The following is a 4,499-nucleotide window of genomic DNA, read 5'->3' as shown; positions in this document are numbered from 1 at the left end:
GTACAGCGCCAGCTCCACCGCCTCCGGATCGGTGGCCTTGGTGTTCTTGTCGAAGTACTGCAGGAGGTTGCCGGTGTACTCGGGGATCAGGTCGATCGAATGGTCCTTGACCGCAGGGATGTAGGTCTCGCGGCTGCCGATGCCGAACTGCCTTCGGACGTCGAATCCGTTGGCCTGCAACGCCTGCGCGTAGATCTCGGCGATGATCTTCGACTCGGTGAAGTCTGCGGAGCCCACGGCGATCGACTTCAGATCGCCCGAGATCTCCCCTCCGCCCAACGGGTTCGAGCTGCCGCAAGCCGAAAGCATCGAAGTCACCAGTGCCAGGATCGCGGCCAGAACCGCCAGCCCGCTTCTGCGGTTGGTTCGTCGTACGGGGTTCACTTCAGCGTCCTTTCGGCGTCACCTGCCTGCAGCGACCCTAACCAGGTTGCCGGAATGCCGCGCGCCTTTAGCTCGCGATGAGCGCACGGTGACCAACTGGCGACTCCCCGGTACCGCTGGTTTCATTCCCCAGCAAAAGGGGCAAAGATGAGGCCATGAGTACCGATCCACAGTTCTCGCCCGTCGAATCGGGTCCACCCGGCCCACTCGAGCCGATCCACGGCGAAGTCCCAGCGGTCGACAGCGCATCGATCAAGCCGCCGCCGCCCGAGAACGCCGTCCACTTCACCAGGGCCGCCGCACTGTGGTCGGCCCTCATCGTGGGCTTTCTCGTCCTGATCGTGCTGCTGATCTTCATCGCCCAGAACACCGAGTCCGCGACGTTCCACTTCCTTGGCTGGTCGTGGAGCCTGCCGCTGGGCGTCGCGCTGCTGGCCGCGGCCGTCCTCGGTGGCCTCGTCACCACGCTCGCAGGCATCGTCCGCATCGTGCAGCTGCGCCGAGCCGCGAAGAAGAACTACAAGGCGGCGCTGAGGTAGCTCAGGAGCGTGCGAGCTCGGCGAGACCCGCGGCGACCAGTGGGGCGACGGCCTCCCCCACCTTGTCCCCATACTCCGTGCCGCCGCCCATCCGGTCGCGGAACTGGATGCCCGCAGCGATGATCGCCAATTTGAAGTACGCCAGCGCCATGTAGAACTCCCAGTACGCCAACGACTGGCCCGCGGCGACCGAATACCGATGCGCCAGTTCGTCTGCCGACGGGATCTGGGGCGACGACCAGGCCGCATTCGCGTGCACCATGTCGAACATCGGATGGCGGTACACGCACATCAGCGCGGCGTCGCTCAACGGGTCGCCGAGCGTCGACATCTCCCAATCGAGCACCGCCCGCACCTTGGTCGCGTCTTTCGCGTCGAGCATCGTGTTGTCGATCCGGTAGTCACCGTGCACTATCGACGTCCGGCTCTGCGGCGGCAGCGCCTTCTCCAGTGCGGCGTGCAACCGCCTCACGTCGGCGTCGCGGGGATCGTCCTCGGTCCGCACCAGATCCCACTGCGAGCCCCAACGCCGGACCTGGCGTTCGAGATACCCCGTCGGCTTGCCGAAGTCGCCGAGGCCGACGGCCTCCGGATCCAGCGCGTGCAGATCCGCGAGGACCTTGATGAGGGCGTCCACGCAGGCATTGATGGTGTCCTGATCGCCGAGCGCCGTCAGCTCCTCGGAGTAGCGCACGACCCTGCCCGGCACGTAGTCGACCATCTGGAACGGCGCTCCCAGCACCGAGTCGTCGTTGCGCATCGTGACGGCATGCGCCACCGGCACGGGGGTGTCCTCGAGCGCCGCCACGACCTTGTACTCGCGGGCCATGTCGTGCGCCGACGGTGTCAGTCCGTGCAGCGGCGGACGGCGCAGCACCCACTTGGACGCATCGTCGAACACCAGGAACGTCAGGTTGGACCGACCGCCCGCGATCAGTTCGCCACGCAGGTCACCCTGGCGTGGGACTCCGATCGACTGCAGGTGGCGGTCCAACGCGCCCAGGTCGAGGCCGTCCAGCGTGGAAGCGTCTGTGGTCACTGGACTTGTCTACCACCGCTGGTTTCGCGGCAGCAGATCCCATACGTGCTCGGTGCCGTTGATGGCTGCGACCCCGAGCTTTCCGTCGCGCGACTTCAGCATCCGGGTGACGCCCGTGTAGTCGACCTGGACGCACAGCAGTCTCGCCGTCTCCATGGCCTGGTGGACCAGCGCGTTGATGACGCCGCCGTGGCTGAACACCGCGACGGTCTCGTCATGCCCAGCGGCGGCGACGGCGTCGTCGATACCCGCCGCGACCCTGGCCTTGAAGGCGTCCTCGTCCACGTCGCCCGGCAGATGGCCCTCGATGAGACGCTGCAGATCTTCCTGCGACGCCTCCTCGATCGGCGTGTAATGCGACAGGCCGTAGTCGTACTCGGCGAGGCGCTCGTCGACGTCGATGGTCAGGCCCAACGCATCGGCCACCGGCTGGGCCGTCTGAATGGCCCTGCGCTGGGGGCTGCTCAACACCCGGCTGACCGGAAATCTGGCCAGCGCGTCGGGCAACCGCTTCGCTTGTTCGAGGCCCTGCTCGGACAAGTCGGGATCCGAACCCTGACCGGGTTCGCTGCGGAGGGGAAGCGCATGTCGGACCAATAGCAGTTGCACCGTGACACCATAGGGCCCGTGCACGCATTCTCTTGTCCGGTGTGCAATGACTTCGCCCCGTTCGAGTCCGATGCGTGCGCGACGTGCGGGACCTCCTTGGGTCTGCACCTGCCGACGAAGACGATGGTCGCCATTGCCGACGGCGCGGCGACGATCGATGACCAGCGCTGGGTGCGGTGCACTCAGTACGGCCCACTCGGCTGCAACTGGTTGGCCCTCGCCGAACAGACGGATTACCAGCGCGGACGCTGCCTGGCGGACTCCCTGATCCGCCAAGAGCCCGCCGCCGACGACACCCTGGCCCGCGAGAAGCTGGTGCCGACGGCCGCCGCGTTGCGCCGCCTGATCTACCAACTCAACGACATCGGGTTGCCCGTCGAGCCGTTCTGGCGTCACGACGGCGGCCTGGCCTTCGATCTGCTGTCGAGCTACACCACGTGCAAGAAGGTGATCATCGGCCACGCGAACGGCGTCATCACCATCGACGTGGTCGAATCGCTCGACGACTACCGCGAGTCGCTGCGGGTGAAGCTCGGCGAGCCGTATCGGACGATGCTCGGCCACTTCCGTCACGAAGTCGGCCACTATTACCAGAACGTGCTCGTCGAAAACGGTTCCGGCGCAGAGAATTATCTGGATCAGTGTCGTGCGCTGTTCGGCGACGAACGCGCCAGCTACGGCGACGCGATCGCGCGGCACTACCAGTCGGGCGCCCCCGCCGGGTGGGGCGAGTCGTTCATCTCCGAATACGCCACGATGCACCCGTGGGAGGACTTCGCCGAGTGTTTCGCCCACTATCTGCACATCACCGACACCATCGACACCAGCCGCGAGGCGGGCATGGTCCTGCTGGCCGAACGGGTTCGGTTCGCCGCGCCGCGTGACATCGTGCCGCTCGAGTCCTATGCCGACGAACCCATCGAGCGGCTGCTGTTCGACTGGCGGTGGATGTCGATGTTCTTCAACCGCGTGAACACCGCGATGGGCAAGAACCCATTGTATCCGTTCGAGATTCCCACTGCGGTGACGGCCAAGCTCGGGTTCATCCACCGGGTGATCCGCGAAACGGGCCGCGCCCAAGAGGACACCTGACGTGGGCTACGCCGACCAGCTCTTCGACCTCACCGACCGCGTGGTGCTGGTCACCGGAGGCAGCCGCGGGCTGGGGCGTGAGATGGCCTTCGCTGCAGCGCAATCGGGCGCCGACGTCGTCATCGCCAGCCGCAACCTGGACTCGTGCGTCGTCACCGCCGAGGAGATCTCGGCCGCGACGGGGCGCGTCGCCTTCCCGTATCAGGTGCACGTCGGTCGGTGGGAGCAACTCGACGGACTCGTCGACGCCACCTACGACCGGTTCGGCAAGGTCGACGTGCTGATCAACAACGCAGGCATGTCGCCGCTGTACGACTCACTGGGTTCGGTGACCGAGAGGCTCTTCGATGCGGTGGTCAACCTGAATCTCAAGGGCCCGTTCCGTCTTTCGACCCTCCTCGGGGAGCGCATGGTGGCAGCGGGCGGCGGCTCGATCATCAACGTCAGCTCGACGGGCTCGCTGCGGCCTGCGCCCGACATGCTGCCCTACGCCGCGGCCAAGGCAGGGCTCAACGCGCTGACCGAAGGGCTGGCGAAGGCCTACGGCCCGACCGTCCGCGTCAACACCCTGATGGCCGGCCCCTTCCTCACCGACGTCAGCAAGGCCTGGGATCTCGACGGCGAGCGGAATCCGTTCCAGCACCTGGCGCTGGGCCGCGCCGGGCAACCAAGCGAGATCATCGGCGCCGCACTGTTTCTGGCATCTGACGCGTCAAGCTTCACCACCGGGTCGATCCTGCGCGCCGACGGCGGCCTCCCCTGACCCCTCCCCCTTCCGCGATTTCGGCGCGCTCAGTGGCGCTCACCGCAACCCTGCGCGCCGAAATCGCGTCAGG

Annotated in this window: 6 protein-coding genes; 3 read left to right on the top strand and 3 right to left on the bottom strand. The window is 66.5% G+C overall.

The annotated features are described in order from the left end of the window. Positions 1 to 309 (bottom strand): glycine betaine ABC transporter substrate-binding protein (locus ACRDUX_RS12095; RefSeq protein ID WP_526414178.1); only part of this gene is annotated, 309 nt, incomplete at its 3' end. 230 nt (positions 310 to 539) lie between these two features. On the opposite strand from ACRDUX_RS12095, the gene ACRDUX_RS12090 reads away from it, so the two are divergent. Then, on the top strand, positions 540 to 923 hold the full coding sequence (locus tag ACRDUX_RS12090) for a LapA family protein (RefSeq protein ID WP_526414176.1): 384 nt from the start codon (positions 540 to 542) through the stop codon (positions 921 to 923). A 1-nt stretch (position 924) separates the two neighbouring features. Here ACRDUX_RS12090 and ACRDUX_RS12085 read toward each other — a convergent pair whose 3' ends face one another. Beyond that, a complete protein-coding gene (locus ACRDUX_RS12085) occupies positions 925 to 1,962 on the bottom strand; it encodes a phosphotransferase family protein (RefSeq protein ID WP_526414174.1) in 1,038 nt (345 codons plus the stop codon). A 9-nt stretch (positions 1,963 to 1,971) separates the two neighbouring features. Next, positions 1,972 to 2,571, bottom strand: coding sequence for a histidine phosphatase family protein (locus tag ACRDUX_RS12080; protein WP_526414172.1), 600 nt, complete (start codon positions 2,569 to 2,571; stop codon positions 1,972 to 1,974). An 18-nt stretch (positions 2,572 to 2,589) separates the two neighbouring features. Here ACRDUX_RS12080 and ACRDUX_RS12075 point away from each other — a divergent pair, with 18 nt between their 5' ends. After that, entirely contained in the window at positions 2,590 to 3,663 is a 1,074-nt protein-coding gene (locus ACRDUX_RS12075; protein WP_526414170.1) for a zinc-binding metallopeptidase family protein, read from the top strand. 1 nt (position 3,664) lies between these two features. After that, the gene (locus ACRDUX_RS12070; protein ID WP_526414168.1) at positions 3,665 to 4,426 is read left to right on the top strand and encodes an SDR family NAD(P)-dependent oxidoreductase; all 762 of its coding nucleotides are present in this window, start codon (positions 3,665 to 3,667) and stop codon (positions 4,424 to 4,426) included. Positions 4,427 to 4,499 lie beyond the last annotated feature (73 nt).

Origin of the sequence: Mycobacterium sp. (assembly GCF_050701675.1) — a bacterium.
Lineage (GTDB): Bacteria > Actinomycetota > Actinomycetes > Mycobacteriales > Mycobacteriaceae > Mycobacterium.
This window is presented reverse-complemented; position numbering and strand designations above follow the sequence as displayed.